The sequence below is a fragment of the Ornithinibacillus halophilus genome, from assembly GCF_900129485.1.
Taxonomy (GTDB): domain Bacteria; phylum Bacillota; class Bacilli; order Bacillales; family Amphibacillaceae; genus Ornithinibacillus; species Ornithinibacillus halophilus.
The window spans coordinates 234,325-252,131 of sequence record NZ_FQVW01000001.1; the positions used below are offsets into that span (position 1 = coordinate 234,325).

Below are 17,807 nucleotides of genomic sequence, written 5' to 3' on the forward strand. Positions count from 1 at the left end.
TCACTAATTTTGCTATAATATGTATTATGTGAGAGATATTTTTCTACACATAATACATTTTTTTTGGTTTCATTTTGCAAAATGTCTACAAATCATTGAATCTATGAAACCTATTTGTATAAGAAAGGGGTTTATGTAATGGGAGAGAATGTTTTTAACGCTAAAAAGAAATTCGATCTTAACGGTAAAACGTACAATTACTACCAATTAAAAGCTTTAGAAGATGCTGGAGTTGGTAATGTTTCTCGTTTACCTTTTTCCATTCGCGTACTTTTAGAATCTCTAGTACGTCAATATGATGGACACGTAATTAATGATGAACATGTAAAGGCGCTAGCAAACTGGGGAAAAGCAAAAGCACTAGACGTACCATTCAAACCATCTCGTGTAATTTTACAAGACTTTACTGGGGTTCCAGCAGTAGTTGATCTAGCTTCATTAAGAAAAGCAATGGTTGATATGGGTGGAGAACCTGATAAAATCAATCCAGAAGTTCCAGTTGACCTTGTAATTGACCACTCCGTTCAAGTTGACCAATACGGTACTCCTAATGCTTTACAAGCAAACATGGAATTAGAATTTGAACGTAATGCTGAACGTTATGAATTTTTAAATTGGGCACAAAAAGCTTTTGAAAACTATCGTGCAGTTCCACCTGCAACTGGTATCGTGCACCAAGTTAACCTTGAATATATCGCAAATGTTGTTCATGCACTTGAAAATGAAAACGGTGAATATGATGCATTCCCTGATACTCTTGTAGGTACTGACTCACATACTACGATGATCAACGGACTTGGTGTATTAGGATGGGGTGTTGGTGGTATTGAAGCTGAAGCTGGAATGCTTGGTCAACCATCTTACTTCCCTGCACCTGATGTTATTGGTGTTAAATTTACTGGTAGCTTCCCACAAGGTACAACTGCTACTGACTTAGCACTTAAAGTTACTCAAGTTCTACGTGAACAAAACGTAGTAGGAAAGTTTGTTGAGTACTTCGGACCAGGATTACAGGATATGCCATTAGCTGACCGTGCTACAATTTCAAATATGGCTCCTGAATATGGTGCTACTTGTGGTTTCTTCCCAGTAGATGAAGAAGCTTTAAATTATTTACGTTTAACTGGTCGTAGTGAAGAACAAATTGGCCTAGTTGAAAAATATTGTAAAGAGAATAGCCTTTGGTACTCTCCTGATCAACAAGATCCAGAGTATACTAAAGTTATTGAAATCGACTTATCAGAGCTAGAACCAAACCTTTCTGGACCTAAACGTCCACAAGATTTAATTGCATTATCTAATATGCAAAAAGAATTTAACAAAGCAGTTACTGCACCATCTGGTAACCAAGGCTTTGGTCTAGATAAATCAGAATTTGATAAAGAAGCTACTGTTGAACATCCAAATGGTAAAACTTCTGTTATGAAAACAGGTGCGCTAGCAATCGCAGCAATTACATCTTGTACAAATACATCAAACCCATATGTAATGCTTGGTGCAGGTTTACTAGCTAAAAAAGCAGTTGAAAAAGGATTAGAAGTTCCTGAGTACGTGAAAACATCTCTAGCACCAGGATCTAAAGTTGTAACTCGTTATCTTGAAGACGCAGGTCTAATGCCTTATCTTGATAAATTAGGATTCAGCTTAGTTGGTTATGGTTGTACGACATGTATTGGTAACTCAGGTCCATTACGCCCAGAAATTGAAAAAGCTATTGTTGATAGCGATTTAACAGTTTCTTCCGTACTATCTGGTAACCGTAACTTTGAAGGCCGTATTCACCCATTAGTTAAAGCTAACTATTTAGCATCACCACCACTAGTTGTTGCTTATGCACTAGCAGGTACTGTTGATGTTGATTTAACGAAAGATGCGTTAGGTACTGATGCTGATGGTGAACCAATCTACCTAAATGATATTTGGCCATCAATGGAAGAAATCAAAGCAGAGGTAGAAAATGTAGTTAATCCAGAGATCTTCCGTAAAGAATACGAAAATGTATTTAACTCAAACAAAAAATGGAATGAAATCGAAACAACTGATGAACCATTATTCGAATGGGATACTGAATCAACATACATTCAAAACCCACCATTCTTTGAAGGTTTATCCAAAGAAGCTGGTACAGTAGAACCATTAGAAGGTTTACGTGCAATTGGTAAATTTGGTGACTCTGTTACAACTGACCACATTTCACCAGCTGGTGCCATTGCTAAAGATATGCCTGCAGGTAAATACTTACAAGAAAAAGACGTTTCTCCACGTAACTTTAACTCTTACGGTTCTCGTCGTGGTAACCATGAAGTTATGATGCGTGGTACATTTGCTAATATTCGTATCCGTAACTTGTTAGCACCAGGTACTGAAGGTGGTTATACAACTCACTGGCCAACAGAAGAAGTTATGCCTATCTATGATGCTGCAATGAAGTATCAAGAAGATAATACTGGTTTACTAGTAGTTGCTGGTAAAGATTATGGTATGGGATCATCTCGTGACTGGGCTGCAAAAGGTACTAACTTATTAGGAATTAAAACAGTTATTGCTGAAAGCTTTGAGCGTATCCACCGTTCAAACCTAGTAATGATGGGTGTTCTTCCACTTCAATTTGAAGAAGGACAGAATGCTGACAAACTAGGATTAACTGGTCGCGAAACATTTAATGTTGAAATTGACGAAAATGTTCAACCACGTGACTTAGTAAAAGTTACTGCTACTGATGAAAATGGTAAAACAACTGAATTTAATGTAATTGCACGTTTTGAAAGTCCAGTTGAAATTGATTACTATCGTCATGGTGGTATTTTACAAATGGTATTACGTAATAAAATGGAAGCTTAATTTAAATTCCATAAAAAAATGAGTCCCTGTATGGGGCTCATTTTTTTATTCAGAGATGGTCTAGCCCCAAGCGCTAGCACTTTCTTATACTTTTTTCTGATTCTGACTATTGTATGAACAAACAACGTAATCTCTTTACTATTTTGATACTCAGAAATACAATGAAAGTATTAGAGTGTTTAGGAGTGCTAATATGATTAAACAAGTAATCGGCATCGCAATAATTGCAGTTTTAGGTATCATTTTAATTGTTAATATTACTCAACAAAATAGCTCGAATGAAAACGAGAATCTTGTGAATAGCGAGGATACTCTGGTTTCCCCTGAGGCTTTAGGAATTAAAGTTGGGGAAACAGCACCTGATTTTGAGTTGACTACATTAGAAGGGGAAAACGTAAAATTATCCGATTTTCATGGCAAAAAAGTTTTTCTTAACTTCTGGGCTACATGGTGCCCACCGTGCAAAAAAGAAATGCCAGAAATGCAGGAATTTCATGAAGAATATAGTGATGAAGTTGTAATCATCGCTCTAAATGCAACTGATTCAGAGAAGAATGAGGGGGTAGTTGCAGACTTTATCGAGGAATACGACTATACTTTTCCTGTACTGTTAGATCCGGAAATGAAAGTTGTGGATGAGTATATGGCTATTTCCTTACCAACTACTTATTTTATTGGTACTGACGGAGTTATACAACAGCAAACTAAAATTGGTCCAATGACTTATGAATTTATGGAATCCATGATGCATGAACTAAACTAATATTTATTTTAAACAAAATTATTATAAAATTCATATGAAATGGCAATACTACTTATTAACAACAAGGAATAAGGAGTGATTAGCCATTTCTCTTAAAAAGCGAGTATCCTATGATGAGTTAGTTCAAGCAAATAGAAAGCAGATCTTAGAAGATAAAAAGTTAATGGAAAAGATAGAAGAAAATATTGAGAGACGCATCCATGAAAACCTACAACAAAATAAAGAAGCGTAAATTGGTATCCTCTCAACTCGAATAAGTTGAGAGGATTTTTTTGTATTATAAATCAATATTTATTTTTACATATCATAAATCACTACTTACAGATTATGGATATTTAAATAACGGGAACATCGAATAGTAAAAGGGAATTGGAAGAAAATAATGATAGCCGTTCAGGCTACCCAAATTATATGCAAAGGAGAGCGTAGAATGAGCCATCAAAATCATAAACCTAAACCAGATGATCGAAGTGATAATGTAGAAAAGCTTCAAAATATGGTTCAAAATACAATTGAGAATGTTGAAGCAGCACATGAAACTATGAGATTTGCTTCTGGGGAAGAGAAGGAACAAATCAAAGCTAAAAATAAGCGACGAGAAGAAGCAATTGATGGTTTTCGTCAAGAAATTAAAGATGAATACAACAATCAACATTAATGATACTAGAACCTCAAATCAAGTTCTGATTTGAGGTTCTTTCTTTTAATTAGCATGTCAAGCTTCCCAAAACCATCCATTATTCTTTATATGATACACTAACCTTGTAGTAGATAGAGGAGGAGTCCAAATTGAAAAATAAAACAGAAATTGACGTTAGATACCAAGAAACAGATCAAATGGGAGTTGTATATCATGCAAATTATTTAATATGGTTTGAAATTGGACGAACGAAATTCATTGAAGACTTGGGTTTAAGCTATGCTAAAATGGAAAGCCAAGGAGTTGTGTCTCCTGTTCTTGATGCTCAAATTTCGTTTAAGAAACCAGTACGCTATGGAGAAAAAGCTTTTGTTGAAACATGGTTAGAAGAATATGATGGATTACGTACTGTATATGGATATAATATTTTAAATGGTAGTGGAGAAATCTGTGTAACAGGTAGTACGAAACATGTCATTGTGAAGAAAGATTCATTTCGCCCATTATCTTTACGTAAGACCTTTCCTGAGTGGCATGAAAAATACTTATCAAAGTTAGAAGGAGAAGGTTAAAAGATGGCCTTTGGTATTAAAAGGGATGAACTAGTAAAATGGAAGGCAGAAGTTGAGAATGGGAAAATTGCTATTTTAACGCATTTTTGGTTGGATGACCGTTTTCCTGGATGTGATACAGTTACCAAAGTTGGCTGTAGTGATCTTAAGAAGCTTATTAAATGGGGAAATAAATATAACTTAGATCCTAAATGGATTCATCGTGATGAGAGATATCCACATTTTGACTTATTTGGTGAAAAACAACTGACTATTTTAATTCAAGAGGGGAAATGGGATCAAATAGAGCGTTTTAAATTAAAATAATAGAGGTTCTTCCCAAGCAATGGGAAAACCTCTGTTATTTTTCTTTTTTCTCGGGTACTAAATCAACCCCACCAGGATGAAACGGGTGACACTTACTAATGCGTTTAACTGTTAAATAAAATCCTTTAAAAGCTCCAAACCTTCTAAATGCCTCTAACCCATATTCTGAACAGGTGGGGTGAAAACGACAAGAAGGTGGTGTAAAAGGACTAATGGCTTTTCTATAAAATTGAATTAGACCTATAAATAAATATTTCATTAAAACAACCTTCTTTATTTTTCTTTATCATAAGTAAGAGAAGCGATTGCATCGTGCATGTGTATGGACTCTTCGTTTCTACAAGAGACTTTAAACTTACGAACAAATGTCATCTCATACAAATCCGCCGCAACCAAGCGTACCATATCTTCCACAAATCTCGGGTTCTCATAAGCTTGTTCAGTTACTATTTTTTCATCAGGTCGTTTTAAAACTGGGTGTATTCTAGCACTTGCGTTACTTTCTGCAGCTTCTAACAATAATTCTTTCCAATCCAAACTAGTATCATCAAAATCATCTGTAAAGGTGACTTCCATCGTTACGTTGCCTCGCTGGTTATGTGCACTATATTCACTTATTTCTTTTGAACAAGGGCAAAGTGTAGTTATTAGTGCAGAAAGGCTCGCCACAACTGAATAACCTTTTTTAGCGTCGTAAGAAACTGTTATTGAGATATCTGCATGATTCATTCCTACTAAATTTGACTGTGGACCTTTCCTTTCATAAAACCAAGGAAATGCTACACTAATCGTTGCATCATCTTTACCCAACCTTTGCGCTAGTTCATATGTGAATGATTTAAGCGTTGACAAATCTGCAGTAAACCCTTGCTCATGATATTGGTTTAGTTGCTCAGTAAAACGGCTCATATTTGTCCCTTTATTATTTTTACTAATACTTGATTCAAATTGAAAGGTAGCAACAGTTGTTTGATGTGTTGGTTGTAAATTGCTATTAACAAAAATAGGGTGTTTCACATTAGCAATTCCAACTGTATCAATATCAAATAAAAAATCCTTTTCTACATTTTGCAAGTCAGACATTTTATTTTTTTCAGTTGGCTTTGTTTTTGGTCCTGGTGGCACAGATCCGAATAATCGATGACGTTCTTCTTTATTTGGTAATGATTTTATTTTAATGTTCTCCATGATTTATCCCTTTCTTTTGAAGCTAAGACGTTCTCCTAAAAGTATACTTTGGAATAGTCGTTTGTTCAATTAATGCGTTTAGTTACATCCATGTAATTTTAGGTTCTGTTTTATTGATGATTCGCTTAATATTAGCTTTATGACGATAAAAAACAAAAAGGGTTAATAAAGACGTAACGATGATAAGTCCTGTATCTCCCATGAAAATAGAGACAACAACTGTTACAATTCCAGTAATCATGGATGATAACGATACGTATTTAGACAAATATAGTGTTAATAGAAATGTCAAGACCATAGTGATAAATAAAATAGGACTAACACCTAAAATAATACCACCTGAGGTTGCAACTGCTTTTCCTCCTTTAAATTTTGCAAAAAGAGGATATGTATGACCCAAAACAGCAAACAGTCCTATAATTAAAGGATATACTTCAGCAGCAAATAATATTGGTAATAAGGTTGCTGCCGTTCCTTTTAATATATCTGCTACGGTTACGATAGCACCAGCTTTTACACCTAAAACACGGAAGGTATTTGTTGCTCCTAGGTTCCCACTTCCATGTTCCCGTACATCAATATTGTAGCCCAGTTTTCCGATGATAAGTGCTGAAGGGATAGATCCCAATAAATACGCAATCACTGCAAAAATAAAGTATTCCATGATTTTACCTACTTTCCATATTTCCAATCTTTTTTATATTTTACCATGAACTACTAATAGAAGGTACTAATTATTTATATAAATAGTTTTCTCATTTATTAAGGAGTACCTTTTACCGTTACATGTAAGATAAATTTGAATTGATTTGAATCAAGCTTTATAATTATAGCATAATAGACAAGCAAATTGATTTCAAAGGGGGTTAGAACAAGATGGAAAATCCTTCTAAAGAAGAAATAAAAGAGATACTAGAATCAGCAAAAACAATAGCCGTTGTTGGCCTTTCCAATAACCCAACTCGTACCTCGTACCAAGTATCTAAAGTAATGCAGGATAGTGGTTATCGAATTATACCTGTAAATCCTACTGTAGATGAAGTATTAGGTGAGAAGGCATATGCCTCCCTTAGTGAAGTTGAAGAAGAAATTGATATTATTAATGTTTTTCGTAGACCAGAATTCTTACCAGAAATTGCTCGTGAAGCAGTAAACACAAATTGTAAAGTGTTTTGGGCACAACAAGGAATCGTAAATGAAGAGGCGAATGATTATTTAAAAGAACATGATTTTACAGTAATTATGGATCTTTGCATTAAAGTAGCCCATGCTGTTTTAGTAACAAAATGATGAAATACGCTCAAAAAACAGTAATATCTTCATTATAAGGGATGACACCTAGTCGTCCTTTTTTCTTTGTTCATCCATGTTGCCTATACACTTTGTTTCAAAATGGTGTATACTATAAACCATGTTCTTAGTTGATTTGATTTAATTAACTAACATATAATATAAATAAAACACTTGTTCTGTTTTGGGGTAGTTTTAATGAAGCAATTGGTTGGGAAAGGAGAAAACGAGCGATTGAGTAAAGAAACGTTACAATATTCAGATGAATCGATTCAGGTATTAGAGGGACTTGACGCAGTCCGTAAAAGACCTGGTATGTATATTGGAAGTACAGATCATAGGGGATTACATCATCTTGTATTTGAGATTGTTGATAATGCTGTCGATGAAGCACTAGCAGGTTATGGCGACAGTATAAAGGTGATCATACATAAAGATGAGAGTATAACTGTTGAAGATAAAGGTAGAGGTATTCCAACAGGGACACACAAAACAGGTAAATCAACGATGGAAGTCATCTTTACAGTACTTCACGCAGGAGGTAAATTTGGACAAGGTGGCTATAAAACAAGTGGAGGACTACATGGTGTAGGGGCTTCCGTTGTTAATGCTCTTTCCGAATGGATGGAAGTTACGACGTTTCGTGATGGTCAAAAATTCTATCAACGATTTGAAAATGGTGGGAAACCCGTTGGGGGCTTACAAAATAAAGGAAATACAAGAAAAAATGGGACTCATATTCATTTCAAGCCTGATCCAACCCTATTTTCTACTACTACTTTTGATCGGGAGACACTTTCAGAACGTTTACGTGAGGCAGCTTTCCTATTAAAAGGTCTTAAAATTGAATTAGTAGACGAGAGAACGGAAGAACATGAAGAATATGAGTATCCTGAAGGATTAAAATCATTTGTTCGCTATTTAAATGAAGAGAAAGATATCCTTCATGATGTTGTTTTCTTTGAAGGAGAACAGTTAGATATAGAAGTTGAATTTGCGTTTCAATTTAATGATGGTTATGCAGAGAGTATGCTATCCTTTGTTAACCATGTGCGCACAAAAGATGGAGGAACTCATGAATCTGGTGCACGTTCAGCGATTACGAGAATTTTTAATGATTATGCTAGAAGAGCCAGTTTACTAAAAGAAAAAGAGAAGAACTTAGATGGTACTGACATTAGAGAAGGTCTTACTGCTATCGTATCCGTTCGAATTCCAGAAGAAAAACTACAATTTGAAGGGCAAACAAAAGGCAAGTTAGGTACTTCTGAAGCTCGTTCTGCTGTAGATTCTGTTATCTCAGAAAAGCTATCATATTTTCTTGAAGAGAACCCTGATATAGCCGGTTCACTAATTAAAAAAGCTATTAAAGCAAAAGAAGCTCGGGAAGCGGCTAGAAAGGCACGAGAGGAAGCAAGAACAGGGAAAAAGAGAAAAAGAAAAGATACCTTACTTAGTGGTAAGCTAACTCCAGCTCAATCAAGAAATCCGAAGAAAAATGAACTTTACTTAGTGGAGGGAGATTCTGCAGGTGGTTCCGCCAAACAAGGGCGTGACCGTAAGTTCCAAGCAGTCTTGCCTTTAAGAGGTAAAGTTATTAATACTGAGAAAGCTAAAATTCAAGATGTATTTAAAAATGAAGAAATCTCTACTATTATCCATACAATCGGGGCTGGTATAGGTGGCGATTTCAATATTGAAGACGTACAGTACGATAAAATTATTATTATGACCGATGCTGATACGGATGGTGCTCATATTCAAGTCTTATTGTTAACTTTCTTTTATCGTTATATGAGACCACTAGTAGAAGCAGGAAAAGTATATATCGCTTTACCTCCACTTTATAAAGTCTCAAAAGGAAAAGGCAAAAAAGAACAGATTCATTATGCCTGGGATGAAAATGAAATGAAAAAGGCAGTCGCCAAATTTAAAAATGGGTATATGCTTCAACGGTATAAAGGGTTAGGCGAGATGAATGCTGACCAATTATGGGAAACAACAATGAATCCTGAATCAAGAACGTTAATTCGCGTTTCTATAGATGATATTGCTCGAGCAGAACGTCGTGTAACCACCTTAATGGGGGACAAGGTTGAGCCGAGACGGAAGTGGATTGAGAGCAATGTTGCATTTGGTTTAGAAGATGACCCAAATATTCTAGATAATGACAAGATTCATACGTAATTAGTAGTAAGGGGGGATTAATTTGTCACAAACTGAAAAATATTTAGATCTTCCGTTAGAAGAAGTAATTGGTGACAGATTTGGTCGATACAGTAAATATATTATTCAAGATCGTGCATTACCTGATGCGCGAGATGGTTTAAAGCCAGTTCAACGACGAATTTTATACGCAATGCATCAAGAGAGAAATACACATGAAAATAATTTCCGTAAATCAGCAAAAACAGTCGGGGTAGTAATCGGGAACTATCATCCACATGGAGATTCCTCTGTATATGAAGCGATGGTACGCTTAAGTCAAGATTGGAAAATGCGAAATGTACTTGTTGAGATGCACGGAAATAATGGGAGTATCGACGGAGATCCACCTGCAGCAATGCGTTATACAGAAGCCCGTCTTTCTAGCATCTCAGCGGAATTGTTGCGTGACATCAACAAGAAAACAGTTGATTTCATACCAAATTTTGATGACACAGATTTTGAACCTGTTGTATTACCAGCAAAATTCCCTAATTTGCTGGTTAATGGCTCCACTGGAATTTCAGCGGGGTATGCTACCGATATTCCTCCACACAATCTAGCAGAAGTTATTGATGCCGTCATTAGAAGAATCGATAAACCAGATGTTTCTGTTGATGAACTGATGCAAATTATTAAAGGTCCTGACTTCCCTACAGGTGGTATTATTCAAGGAATAGAAGGAATTAAAAAGGCTTATGAAACTGGAAAAGGGAAGATTATCGTTCGTGGTAGAGCCAATGTGGAAGAGATTAGAGGGAATCGCTCACAAATCGTTATTGACGAAATCCCATATGAAGTGAATAAAGCCAATTTAGTGAAAAAAATAGATGAGCTTCGCATTGACCGAAAAGTAGAAGGCATTGCTGAAGTTCGCGATGAAACGGACCGTACAGGGCTAAGGATCGTAATAGAACTGAAGAAAGATGTAAATGGTGAAGGTGTTTTAAATTACTTATATAAAAATACTGATTTACAAGTAACGTATCACTTTAATATGGTAGCAATCCAAGATAAAACACCAAAATTATTATCATTACACAATATTTTGGATGCTTATATTGCTCATCAAAAAGAAGTAGTTACTAGACAAACTCAATTTGATCTTAAACAAGCTAAAGATCGTTCTCATATTGTAGAAGGATTAATAAAAGCCATTTCTATTTTAGACGAATTAATTGCTACAATCCGCGCATCGAAGAACAAAGCAGATGCTAAAAAACAAATTGTTGCTAAATATGATTTCACTGAGGCGCAAGCAGAAGCAATTGTTATGTTACAGTTATATCGATTAACGAATACGGATATAACATCATTACAAGAAGAAGCGGAAGAACTCCGTAAACGAATTGAAGAATTAGAATCAATTCTAGCGAGTGAAAAGAAGCTATTTCAAACAATTAAAAAAGATCTCAAACAGCTGAAAAAGACTTATGCGACACCACGTTTAACAGTTATCGAAGACGAAATTGAAGAATTGACCATCGATATTGATGTTGTAGTCGCAAGTGAAGATGTTCTTGTTACCGTAACTAGAGATGGTTACATTAAACGAACCAGTTTACGTTCTTATTCTGCTTCCAACGGCGAAGATTTTGCCATGAAGGAAGAGGATCATCTCGTAAAACAAGCGGAAATAAATACTACAGACAAAGTATTGCTCTTTACCAACAAAGGAAAATATGTTTATCTGCCAGTGCATGAGTTACCTGATATCCGATGGAAGGATATCGGACAACATATTTCAAATATAGTAACGATTGATAAAGATGAATATATTATTGATTTATTACCAGTAAGGGAATTTAAAGAAGAAGAATACCTCATCTTCTTCACTAAAAATGGAATGGTTAAGAAAAGTGAATTAAAACTTTATGAGGCCCAACGGTATTCTAAAGCTCTCATTGCACTAAATCTTAAAAAAGACGATGAAGTTGTAAGTGTTGTTCATACTAAAGGTTATTCTGATGTGTTTATTGCATCCAATAAAGGGTATGGATTATGGTACCATGAATCTGAAATCTCCCCTGTTGGACAAAGAGCTGCTGGAGTAAAAGCAATACAGCTTAAAGATGGAGAATTTGTCGTTAATGGTCAAGTATTTGATGATCTAACTGAACCATCATTAGTCGTTGTTACTCAACGTGGTGCAGCAAAACGAATGAAACTGAGAGAATTTGAAAAATCCAGTCGTGCCAAACGCGGTGTATTTATGTTGCGCGAATTGAAAAACAAGCCACATCGTATCAGAGGATTTTTTGTATCGTATGAAAATGATATAATCTGCTTTAAGACGGAGTCAGACGAAGTACATCAGATCTTCCCACTAGAATTATCTACAAGTGACCGATATAGTAATGGCTCATTTGTTATTGATGCAGATACTCAAGGTGAAGTAGTGGCAGTTTGGAAACAATCAACATATGAAAAACCTTTCGATGAATCTCTAATTAATAGTAATTAAGTCTAAAACCGTACCTATTTATAAACCGAACTAATTCAAATCTTTAGAGGATTTGAATCGTAGTTCGGTTTTTTTGTCGTTAAAAGTATACTGATTTAACTATAAATATCAATAATATAATAAATTTTGAAAAATAATAATTGAAATGCATTTTCTTTCATGGAATAATAAGACATGATGGGTCTTTATTTAGACTTTTCAGTAGGAAGCTTCAAAGTCTGTAATAGAAATTACATAATGGGAGGTTTAACATGGATTTCGAATTAACGAAAGAACAATCAATGATCCGAAAAATGGTACGAGATTTCGCAGAAGATGTAATTAGACCTAGAGCAGTAGAGATGGATATAAATGCAGAGTTTCCTCAAGATATTTTTGAACAGATGGGTGAACTCGGTCTATTAGGAATTCCATTTCCTGAAAAATACGGTGGTTCCGGTGGAGATACATTATCCTATGCAATTGCAGTAGAAGAAATTGGTCGCATTTGTGGTGGTACTGGCCTTAGCTATGCAGCAGCAGTATCGTTAGGTGCTAGTCCAATTTATTATTTTGGTACTGAAGAACAAAAGGAAAAATATTTAACACCATTAGCTCAAGGAAAGTCACTTGGAGCGTTTGGGTTAACTGAACCTAATGCCGGCTCAGATGCAGGTGGGACGAAGACTACTGCAGTTGAAGATGGTAATGATTATATTATCAATGGTGAAAAATGTTTTATTACCAATGCGAGTTTTGCTAAGACAATAATTGTAACCGCTGTCACAGGAAAGAATGATAGTGGTAAAAATATCATTTCAGCGATTATCGTTCCTACTGATACAGAAGGTGTAACCATAACTAGTAATTACGATAAAATGGGTGTTCGTGCTTCTGATACAGCTGAAGTAGTTTTAGAGAATGTTCGTGTTCCAAAAGAAAATCTATTAGGTGATCCGCAAAAAGGATTTAAACAGTTTTTATATACACTAGATGGTGGGCGAATTTCAATTGCTGCTTTAGGATTAGGTATTGCTCAAGCTTCATTAGAAAAGGCACTAGAGTACGCAAAAGAAAGAAAGCAATTTAATCAACCAATCTCGAACTTCCAAGCAATTCAATTTAAATTAGCAGACATGTCGATGGAAGTGGAACTCGCAAGAAATATGGTTTATAAATCTGCTTGGTTGAAAGATCAAAATAAACCATTTACAAAAGAATCTGCATATGCCAAGCTATACGCTACTGAAACAGCCTTTCGCGCTGCAAACCAGGCCATTCAAATACATGGTGGATATGGATATATGCGTGAATATGAAGTTGAACGCTATTTGCGTGATGCTAAACTTCTAGAAATCGGGGAAGGAACTTCAGAGATTCAAAGATTAGTCATTGCTAGACAATTAGGATGCTAACATTAATCTTAATAATAGGAGAGAGATAATGATAAAAAAAATACTAATTGCTAACCGTGGTGAAATTGCAGCAAGAGTGATTAAAACTTGCAAAAAAATGGGAATTAAAACTGTTGCTGTTTATTCTGAAGCAGATCAGAAAGCACCATACGTTACTATGGCTGATGAAAGTTTTCACATTGGGCCACCTAGAGTAAATGAAAGCTATTTGAATGTAGAAAAAATCCTCTCTATTGCTAAAGAAACCGGAGTAGATGCAATACATCCCGGATATGGCTTTTTAAGTGAGAATGGGTCGTTTGCAAAGAAGTGTGAAATAGAAAACATTACATTTATTGGACCAAAAAGTGATGTTATCGAAAAAATGGGAAATAAAATTGCTGCTAGAAATGCGATGGAAGAAGCGAATGTTCCTATAGTGCCAGGCACAAAAGAAGCGGTCGATACCACAGAGGAAGCTATAAAAATAGCAAACGATATTGGCTATCCAATTATGCTTAAAGCTGCCAGTGGCGGTGGTGGAATAGGAATGCAAGTCGTACGAAATGACGATGAAATTCACAAAGCTTTCGACGGCAATAGAAAAAGAGCACAAACATTTTTTGGTGATGGATCAATGTTCTTAGAAAAAAAGATTGAGAATGCTAGACATATTGAGATTCAAGTTTTGGCCGATAATCATGGCAATGCAGTTCATCTTTTCGAAAGAGAATGTTCTATTCAGCGAAGAAATCAAAAGGTGATAGAGGAAGCACCATCTACGTTTATTTCTGAGTCCACCCGAGAGAAAATGGGAGCAGCAGCTATTCAGGCAGTAAATACTTTAAATTACACCAATGCTGGAACAATTGAATTTTTGGTCGATGAAGAAGAGAATTTCTATTTTCTAGAAATGAATACTCGCATTCAAGTTGAACATCCTGTGACCGAAGAGATTACTGGAATAGATATTGTCGAAGAACAAATTAAAATTTCTAGTAACCAGGTATTAACAATTAAACAAGATGACTTATCGATAAACGGACACGCAATTGAAGCAAGAATTTATGCAGAAGATCCAGTAACCTTCTTTCCATCTCCTGGACATATTACAACTTTTGAAACACCTACTGAAGATTATGTTCGTTTGGAAACAGGAGTAGAAAGTAATTATGATGTAACACCTTTTTATGACCCTATGATTAGTAAACTAATTGTAAAGGGTGAAAATAGAGAAGATACGATTTCAAAGTTAAAACATACTCTACAACGCTTTAAAATAGAAGGTATAAAAACAAATATTCCTATGTTATTAAAAGTAATAGAAAGTGAAGAATTTCAAAAAGGGAATACAACAACAGCATTCGTCGATGAATATTACTTACCGGTAGTTAAATAAGAGGAGGAAATAGAATGACAGAAGTAAAAGCAAATATGGCAGGAAATGTATGGAAGATTGTAGTAGAAAAAGGAGATACAGTTGAAGCAGATCAAGATATCGTTATTCTTGAATCTATGAAAATGGAAATTCCTATTGCAGCAGAAGAAGCAGGGACAGTTATAGAATTCAAAGTTGCTGAAGGTGACTTTGTAAATGAAGGAGATACTATTGCAATAATTGAGTAGTCGATTACTATTTAGAGATATTAGAGGGAGCATAATAAGTGCTCTCTTTAATATCAATATACTATATAGGGTGGTTTACATATGACTAGACTTATAGATTATAAACGAATCGACCAACATATTGGTTTAATTACGTTAAACCGACCCGAAGCAGCAAATGCAATGTCGATTCAACTACTTGATGAACTTAATGAAACGGTGAACGACATTAATTCGGATGAATCTATTTATTGTGTTGTGATTATGGGTGCAGGAGATAAAGCTTTCTGTGCTGGAGCTGATTTAAAAGAAAGAAAAGGGATGTCGAATAAACAAGTAATAGACACTGTCCGATACATTGGACAAACAGTAAACGCAGTTGAAAATATAAAAGTTCCTGTAATATCTGCACTAAATGGTGTTGCTTTTGGTGGGGGACTTGAATTAGCACTAGCTTGTGATTTTCGAATTGCTGCAACGAATACAAAAGTAGGGTTAACGGAAACATCATTAGCAATTATACCTGGTGCTGGTGGAACACAACGATTGCCTCGATTAATTGGTATTGGCCAAGCCAAGCGTCTTATTTACACGGCTAAACCAGTCTCAGTAGAAGAAGCTTATAAACTAGGTATCGTTGAAAAACTTGTCGATGTAAGAGATTTATATGATGAAGCTATTCAAACTGCTAATACCATTGCTTCTAACGGTCCAATTGCACTTCGCCAAGCTAAAACTGCAATAAATCGCGGCACAGAAGTCGATTTAACAACTGGACTTGAAATTGAACATCTTTCATATAAAGAAACTATCCCAACTAATGATCGTCTTGAAGGACTTAAAGCATTTGCCGAAAAAAGAAAACCTGAGTATAAAGGGAAATAACTGGAGGTTAGCCTATGTCATATATGGAAGAATTAAAAAAGAGAGTAGAAGAAATTGAACAAGGTGGACATGAAAAATATCATAAAAAGAATGAGGAAAAGGGAAAGCTTTTTGCCCGTAAACGTTTGGAATTACTTTTTGATGACGATATGGATATAGAGGATGCTTTTTTTGCCAATTGTATGGATGGTTCTTTACCTGCTGATGGAGTTGTAACAGGCATCGGTAAAGTTAATGGTCAAGATGTTTGTGTTATGGCCAACGATTCAACGGTAAAAGCAGGCTCATGGGGAAAGCGAACGGTAGAAAAAATATTGCGTATTCAAGAGACGGCAATGTCTTTAGAAATTCCTATGATATATTTAGTTGATTCTGCGGGTGCAAGAATTACCGATCAAATCGAGATGTTTCCGGGTAGACGTGGAGCAGGTAGAATCTTCCATAACCAAATAAAGTTATCTGGACGTGTTCCACAAGTTTGCTTACTATTTGGACCATCAGCAGCTGGTGGGGCTTATATTCCTGCATTTTGTGATATTGTTGTCATGGTTGATGGTAACGCTTCTATGTATCTAGGGTCACCAAGGATGGCTGAAAAAGTAATCGGAGAAAAGGTATCATTGGAAGAGATGGGTGGAGCGAATATGCACTGCTCTGTTTCAGGTGTTGGTGATGTCTTAGTGAAATCTGAACCTGAAGCAATTGAATATGCTAGAAACTACTTAACATACTTTCCTCAAAACTTTAGACAAAAACCAAGAACAGTAGAAGCTAAAGAAACAACTTCATTTGAAAAATCAATTAGAGATTTAATACCAGAAAACCAGAATGCACCATTTAATATGCATGATTTAATCAAGCGAATTATCGATGAAGATAGTTTTTGTGAAATTAAGAAGAAGTTTGCACCAGAGTTAATTACTGGATTAGCTCGAATAAATGGTAAGTCTGTAGGAATCATCACTAATCAGCCACGGATGAAAGGGGGAGTTCTATTCCCGGATTCTGCGGATAAAGCTGCCAAATTCATTCAATTATGTGATGCATTTAATATATCACTATTATTCTTAATGGACGTTCCAGGCTTTATGATTGGCACTAAGGTAGAAAGAGCAGGGATTATTAGGCATGGCGCTAAAATGTTAGCAACAATGAGTGAGGCAACCGTACCAAAGATTTCTGTAATTGTACGAAAAGCTTACGGTGCAGGACTTTACGCTATGGCAGGTCCAGCATTCGAGCCTGATTGCTGTTTAGCACTCCCAACTGCACAGATTGCTGTTATGGGACCTGAAGCAGCAGTAAATGCCGTTTATGCTAATAAAATTGCTGAATTACCAGAAGAAGAAAGACCAGCGTTTATAAAAGAGAAGCAAGATGAATATAAAGACAATATTGATATCTATCGATTAGCAAGTGAACTAGTAATTGACGCGATTGTTGATCCAGATGAACTACGCAATGAATTAACGAAACGTTTTTCAATCTATGAATCAAAGAATACAACATTTACAGAACGTAAACATGGCGTATATCCAGTTTAATTGAACAATTGTGCAGAACGAGACTCTACACTAGATATTAGATTCTCGTTCTGTTTTTATATAACAACATTTCCTTTTTAAACATATACTGTTATAACGATAACAAGAAAACAATAATATTATTATGTAAA

The 17,807-nt window shown here is 35.5% G+C and carries 17 protein-coding genes; 14 read left to right on the plus strand and 3 right to left on the minus strand.

Annotated features, from left to right (window positions below; translation table 11 throughout):
• Window positions 1–138: 138 nt before the first annotated feature.
• The 6 genes from acnA (at window position 139) to BUB12_RS01225 (ending at window position 5,122) form a co-directional block, all read left to right on the plus strand.
• Entirely contained in the window at window positions 139–2,841 is a 2,703-nt protein-coding gene (gene acnA / locus BUB12_RS01200; protein ID WP_072887130.1) for an aconitate hydratase AcnA, read from the plus strand.
• Window positions 2,842–3,034: 193 nt separating this feature from the next.
• Window positions 3,035–3,604 (plus strand): redoxin domain-containing protein, encoded by a 570-nt coding sequence (locus tag BUB12_RS01205; RefSeq protein WP_072887132.1) that lies wholly within the window; start codon window positions 3,035–3,037, stop codon window positions 3,602–3,604.
• An 85-nt stretch (window positions 3,605–3,689) separates the two neighbouring features.
• Window positions 3,690–3,836, plus strand: coding sequence for an FbpB family small basic protein (locus BUB12_RS18160; RefSeq protein WP_072887674.1), 147 nt, complete (start codon window positions 3,690–3,692; stop codon window positions 3,834–3,836).
• A 198-nt stretch (window positions 3,837–4,034) separates the two neighbouring features.
• Window positions 4,035–4,262, plus strand: coding sequence for a small acid-soluble spore protein Tlp (gene tlp / locus BUB12_RS01215; RefSeq protein WP_072887144.1), 228 nt, complete (start codon window positions 4,035–4,037; stop codon window positions 4,260–4,262).
• 131 nt (window positions 4,263–4,393) lie between these two features.
• Window positions 4,394–4,816: an acyl-CoA thioesterase gene (locus tag BUB12_RS01220; RefSeq protein WP_072887146.1), complete on the plus strand. Its 423-nt coding sequence runs from the start codon at window positions 4,394–4,396 to the stop codon at window positions 4,814–4,816.
• Between the two features lie 3 nt (window positions 4,817–4,819).
• Window positions 4,820–5,122 carry a hypothetical protein gene (locus tag BUB12_RS01225; RefSeq protein WP_072887148.1) on the plus strand — a complete coding sequence of 101 codons (303 nt, stop codon included), beginning with the start codon at window positions 4,820–4,822 and terminating at the stop codon, window positions 5,120–5,122.
• Between the two features lie 34 nt (window positions 5,123–5,156).
• Here BUB12_RS01225 and yidD read toward each other — a convergent pair whose 3' ends face one another.
• The 3 genes from yidD to plsY form a co-directional block, all read right to left on the minus strand.
• Window positions 5,157–5,381, minus strand: coding sequence for a membrane protein insertion efficiency factor YidD (gene yidD, locus BUB12_RS01230; RefSeq protein ID WP_072887150.1), 225 nt, complete (start codon window positions 5,379–5,381; stop codon window positions 5,157–5,159).
• 14 nt (window positions 5,382–5,395) lie between these two features.
• The gene (gene folE2 / locus BUB12_RS01235; protein WP_072887152.1) at window positions 5,396–6,310 is read right to left on the minus strand and encodes a GTP cyclohydrolase FolE2; all 915 of its coding nucleotides are present in this window, start codon (window positions 6,308–6,310) and stop codon (window positions 5,396–5,398) included.
• 82 nt (window positions 6,311–6,392) lie between these two features.
• Window positions 6,393–6,974, minus strand: a complete 582-nt coding sequence (plsY, locus tag BUB12_RS01240; RefSeq protein ID WP_072887154.1) for a glycerol-3-phosphate 1-O-acyltransferase PlsY — start codon at window positions 6,972–6,974, stop codon at window positions 6,393–6,395.
• Between the two features lie 212 nt (window positions 6,975–7,186).
• Here plsY and BUB12_RS01245 point away from each other — a divergent pair, with 212 nt between their 5' ends.
• The 8 genes from BUB12_RS01245 (at window position 7,187) to BUB12_RS01280 (ending at window position 17,676) form a co-directional block, all read left to right on the plus strand.
• Window positions 7,187–7,600, plus strand: coding sequence for a CoA-binding protein (locus BUB12_RS01245; RefSeq protein ID WP_072887155.1), 414 nt, complete (start codon window positions 7,187–7,189; stop codon window positions 7,598–7,600).
• A 198-nt stretch (window positions 7,601–7,798) separates the two neighbouring features.
• A complete protein-coding gene (gene parE / locus BUB12_RS01250; RefSeq protein WP_072887169.1) occupies window positions 7,799–9,787 on the plus strand; it encodes a DNA topoisomerase IV subunit B in 1,989 nt (662 codons plus the stop codon).
• Window positions 9,788–9,809: 22 nt separating this feature from the next.
• On the plus strand, window positions 9,810–12,269 hold the full coding sequence (parC, locus tag BUB12_RS01255) for a DNA topoisomerase IV subunit A (RefSeq protein ID WP_072887171.1): 2,460 nt from the start codon (window positions 9,810–9,812) through the stop codon (window positions 12,267–12,269).
• Window positions 12,270–12,520: 251 nt separating this feature from the next.
• Entirely contained in the window at window positions 12,521–13,663 is a 1,143-nt protein-coding gene (locus BUB12_RS01260) for an acyl-CoA dehydrogenase (protein ID WP_072887173.1), read from the plus strand.
• Between the two features lie 28 nt (window positions 13,664–13,691).
• Window positions 13,692–15,041: an acetyl-CoA carboxylase biotin carboxylase subunit gene (locus BUB12_RS01265; RefSeq protein WP_072887175.1), complete on the plus strand. Its 1,350-nt coding sequence runs from the start codon at window positions 13,692–13,694 to the stop codon at window positions 15,039–15,041.
• A 14-nt stretch (window positions 15,042–15,055) separates the two neighbouring features.
• Window positions 15,056–15,268, plus strand: a complete 213-nt coding sequence (locus BUB12_RS01270) for an acetyl-CoA carboxylase biotin carboxyl carrier protein subunit (RefSeq protein WP_072887177.1) — start codon at window positions 15,056–15,058, stop codon at window positions 15,266–15,268.
• Between the two features lie 81 nt (window positions 15,269–15,349).
• Window positions 15,350–16,132, plus strand: a complete 783-nt coding sequence (locus BUB12_RS01275; RefSeq protein WP_072887189.1) for an enoyl-CoA hydratase — start codon at window positions 15,350–15,352, stop codon at window positions 16,130–16,132.
• Between the two features lie 14 nt (window positions 16,133–16,146).
• Window positions 16,147–17,676 (plus strand): acyl-CoA carboxylase subunit beta, encoded by a 1,530-nt coding sequence (locus tag BUB12_RS01280; RefSeq protein WP_072887191.1) that lies wholly within the window; start codon window positions 16,147–16,149, stop codon window positions 17,674–17,676.
• Window positions 17,677–17,807: the final 131 nt, after the last annotated feature.

Bases quoted from the DNA above. Each gene is read 5' to 3' on its own strand.
- BUB12_RS01270 (WP_072887177.1), top strand. From the start codon at position 15,056: ATGACAGAAGTAAAAGCAAATATGGCAGGAAATGTATGGAAGATTGTA.
- yidD (WP_072887150.1), bottom strand. From the start codon at position 5,381: ATGAAATATTTATTTATAGGTCTAATTCAATTTTATAGAAAAGCCATT.
- parE (WP_072887169.1), top strand. From the start codon at position 7,799: ATGAAGCAATTGGTTGGGAAAGGAGAAAACGAGCGATTGAGTAAAGAA.
- acnA (WP_072887130.1), top strand. From the start codon at position 139: ATGGGAGAGAATGTTTTTAACGCTAAAAAGAAATTCGATCTTAACGGT.
- BUB12_RS01275 (WP_072887189.1), top strand. From the start codon at position 15,350: ATGACTAGACTTATAGATTATAAACGAATCGACCAACATATTGGTTTA.
- BUB12_RS01225 (WP_072887148.1), top strand. From the start codon at position 4,820: ATGGCCTTTGGTATTAAAAGGGATGAACTAGTAAAATGGAAGGCAGAA.
- BUB12_RS01205 (WP_072887132.1), top strand. From the start codon at position 3,035: ATGATTAAACAAGTAATCGGCATCGCAATAATTGCAGTTTTAGGTATC.
- BUB12_RS01280 (WP_072887191.1), top strand. From the start codon at position 16,147: ATGTCATATATGGAAGAATTAAAAAAGAGAGTAGAAGAAATTGAACAA.
- tlp (WP_072887144.1), top strand. From the start codon at position 4,035: ATGAGCCATCAAAATCATAAACCTAAACCAGATGATCGAAGTGATAAT.
- BUB12_RS01245 (WP_072887155.1), top strand. From the start codon at position 7,187: ATGGAAAATCCTTCTAAAGAAGAAATAAAAGAGATACTAGAATCAGCA.
- BUB12_RS01260 (WP_072887173.1), top strand. From the start codon at position 12,521: ATGGATTTCGAATTAACGAAAGAACAATCAATGATCCGAAAAATGGTA.
- folE2 (WP_072887152.1), bottom strand. From the start codon at position 6,310: ATGGAGAACATTAAAATAAAATCATTACCAAATAAAGAAGAACGTCAT.
- BUB12_RS01265 (WP_072887175.1), top strand. From the start codon at position 13,692: ATGATAAAAAAAATACTAATTGCTAACCGTGGTGAAATTGCAGCAAGA.
- plsY (WP_072887154.1), bottom strand. From the start codon at position 6,974: ATGGAATACTTTATTTTTGCAGTGATTGCGTATTTATTGGGATCTATC.